Annotated in this window: 3 protein-coding genes and 1 pseudogene; 2 read left to right on the top strand and 2 right to left on the bottom strand. The window is 68.6% G+C overall.

From position 1 onward, the window contains the following. Positions 1 to 201: pseudogene (locus tag WAN71_RS28485) on the top strand (alpha-mannosyltransferase); the annotation flags it as partial. A 6-nt stretch (positions 202 to 207) separates the two neighbouring features. Here the strand turns inward: WAN71_RS28485 and WAN71_RS28480 are convergent. Continuing rightward, a complete protein-coding gene (locus WAN71_RS28480; RefSeq protein WP_422228533.1) occupies positions 208 to 1,032 on the bottom strand; it encodes an SDR family oxidoreductase in 825 nt (274 codons plus the stop codon). Between the two features lie 58 nt (positions 1,033 to 1,090). Between WAN71_RS28480 and WAN71_RS28475 the strand changes: the two genes are divergently transcribed. Further along, positions 1,091 to 1,783: a demethylmenaquinone methyltransferase gene (locus WAN71_RS28475; RefSeq protein ID WP_422228532.1), complete on the top strand. Its 693-nt coding sequence runs from the start codon at positions 1,091 to 1,093 to the stop codon at positions 1,781 to 1,783. Here the strand turns inward: WAN71_RS28475 and menJ are convergent. Beyond that, a partial coding sequence (menJ, locus tag WAN71_RS28470; protein WP_422228531.1) for a menaquinone reductase occupies positions 1,776 to 2,931 on the bottom strand: 1,156 nt, incomplete at its 5' end. The genes WAN71_RS28475 and menJ overlap by 8 nt on opposite strands.

The following is a 2,931-nucleotide window of genomic DNA, read 5'->3' as shown; positions in this document are numbered from 1 at the left end:
TGGCGCACCGGACTGCTGTTGGGAGTCAACGAGTTTGAGGCGCGGCTACCCGAGGCTGTCGCGCACCTGGTCTCGGAACGCGAGCGCTACGCGTTGGCGGCCCGGCGCAGCGTACTCGCTCGCACCTGGCCGGTCATCTGCGACGAGTTGCTGGGTCACTACGAGGCGGTACTGGGCAACCGCCGTGCAGTCGCGGCCTGAACGCAGTTACCCCTGCGCCAACTCCGCAACGGGCTGCCACTCTTCCCAAGTGCGCAACCGGTTTTCGTAGTCTTCGCGCGCCAGCCCAAGCGGCGCCGCACCGAAGAACACCCGTAGCGGCGGCTCTTCGGCGTCAACAACTTTCAGTAGCGCCGCCGCGGAGGCTTTCGGATTGCCCGGCGCGACCCACCGCTGCTGGCGTACGGCCTCGGTCGCCGCATGCACTTCGGAGTACGCGGGTAGTGGATCGGCGCGCCTGGACGACGAGCCGGACCAGTCGGTGTCGAACCCCCCCGGCTCGATGAGTGTGACGTGCACCCCGAATGACGCGACCTCTTGGGACAGTGCCTGCGAGAAACCCTCCAGCGCCCACTTCGAGGCGTGGTAGATACCGACCAACGGAAACGCCGTGATGCCGCCGATCGACGAGACCTGGATGATGTGCCCGCTGCGCTGCTCGCGCAGATACGGCAACGCGGCCTGGGTGATCCACAGCGCGCCGAACACGTTGGTTTCGATCTGGTCGCGTGCGTCTTGTTCGGACAGTTCCTCGATGAAGCCGAACTGGCCGTAGCCGGCGTTGTTGACGACGATGTCCAGCCGGCCGAAGTGATCGTGCGCCTGCTTGACCGCGGCGAAGTCCGCGTCGCGATCGGTGACGTCCAATTGGATCGGCAGGATCGCGTCGCCGTACTTGTCCACCAGGTCGGCCAGCGTCGCGGTATTCCGCGCAGCGGCCGCGACCTTGTCGCCCCGCTCCAGCGCGGCGATCGCCCATTCACGTCCGAAGCCGCGCGATGTACCCGTAATGAACCAGACTTTTTCACTCACGCCGTTATGCAACGCATCCGTCGGCCGCGCATTCCCCGGCACAGGTAGGTTCAGCGTCATGAGCCGCGCGACCCTGGACAAGGATCCTCGCGAGGTGGCGTCGATGTTCGACAGCGTCGCCCGGCGCTACGACCTGACCAACACCGTGCTGTCGCTGGGCCAGGACCGGTACTGGCGTCGCGCCACCCGGCTGGCGCTGGACATCGGGTCGGGTCAGAAGGTGCTGGACCTGGCCGCGGGCACCGCGGTGTCGACGGTCGAGCTGGCCGGCTCCGGGGCGTGGTGCGTGGCGACGGACTTTTCGGTCGGAATGCTGGCAGCCGGACGGGCGCGCATCGTGCCGAAGGTCGCCGGTGATGCGACCCGATTGCCATTCGGCGACAACGTGTTTGACGCCGTCACGATCAGCTTCGGGCTACGTAACATCGCCGACCGCGACGCGGCGCTGCGCGAGATGGCCCGGGTCACTCGGCCGGGCGGGCGATTGGTGGTGTGCGAATTTTCCACGCCCACCAATCGGCTGTTCGCCACGGCCTACAAGGAGTACTTGATGCAGGCATTGCCGCGGGTAGCGCGGGCCGTGTCAAGCAATCCGGACGCGTACGTCTACCTTGCCGAGTCGATTCGGGCCTGGCCCGACCAGCCCGCGCTGGCGCATCAAATTGCCCGCGCCGGATGGTCGGCAGTGCGGTGGCGCAACCTGACCGGCGGCATCGTCGCGCTGCATGCCGCCTACAAGCCGCCTAGCTGAACGGCTTTCGACGGTCGATCAGCCGCGAGGCCAGCCCGCCGCCGCGCCACACTCGAGCGACCCAGTCGGCGTCGTCGTCGGTGACCAGGTTGCCCATCACCCGCACCGCGATGCCCATCAGCGCCGTCGAGCGCATCGCGATCGGGCCGGTCGCCGGCAAGAACCGCGGGAACGTCAGCAGCAACGCCAGCCGGCGTGCCACCGAAAACCCGCGCCCGTAATGGGATTGCAGCAGTTGCGGCCATGCCTTCGACCGATCACCTGAGCCGAGCCTGTCGAGCATTTCCGCGGCCAGCCGCCCGGTCTCCAGCCCGTAGTCGATGCCCTCGCCGTTCAGCGGGTTGACACAGGCGGCGGCGTCGCCGATCAGCATCCAGTTCCGGCCGGCCACCCCCGACACCGCGCCGCCCATAGGCAGCAGCGCCGAGGACACCGCGCGCGGCTGGCCGCTGAACCCCCACTCGTCGCGGCGCAGGTCGGTGTAATACGACATCAGCGGCCGCAGCGCCAGCTCGGCCGGCCGCTTGGAGGTCGACAGCGCGCCCACGCCGATGTTCACCTCGCCGTTGCCCAGCGGGAAGATCCAGCCGTAGCCGGGCAGCACGGCTCCGTCGGGCGAGCGCAGTTCCAGGTGTGAGGTCAGCCACGGCTCGTCGCTGCGCGGTGTGGCCAGGTATCCGCGGGCGGCGATGCCGTACACCGTCTCCTGATGCCAGCGCCGGCCCAAAACGCGCCCCAGCGTCGAGCGTGCGCCGTCGGCGACGATCAGCTCGCGGCAACCGACCTCGGTCCCGTCGGCCAGCGTCACCGACACCGCCCGTGCCGACGAATCATGATGCACACCAACTGCTTTGACGCCGAGCCGCATCCGCGCACCGGCGTTCTCGGCGACTTTGCGGATCCGGTCGTCCAACTCGACGCGGGCCACCGCGCTACCGGTCGACGGGAACGACGGGCCGGGCCAGTCGACTTCCACCTCGCCGCCGAACCCGCTCATCCGCAGCCCGCGATGCCGGATTCGGGCATCCAGCCAGTCGCCCAGCCCCAACCTTTCCAGCTCGGCTACCGCGCGCGGCGTCAACCCGTCGCCGCAGGCCTTGTCGCGGGGAAAGTTCGCCGCGTCGATCACCAGCACGTCGTGACCGGCC

The sequence above is a fragment of the Mycobacterium sp. genome, assembly GCF_049280035.1.
Classification (GTDB): domain Bacteria; phylum Actinomycetota; class Actinomycetes; order Mycobacteriales; family Mycobacteriaceae; genus Mycobacterium.
Note: the sequence above shows the minus strand (reverse complement) of the source record. Positions and strands in the feature narration are given on the sequence as shown.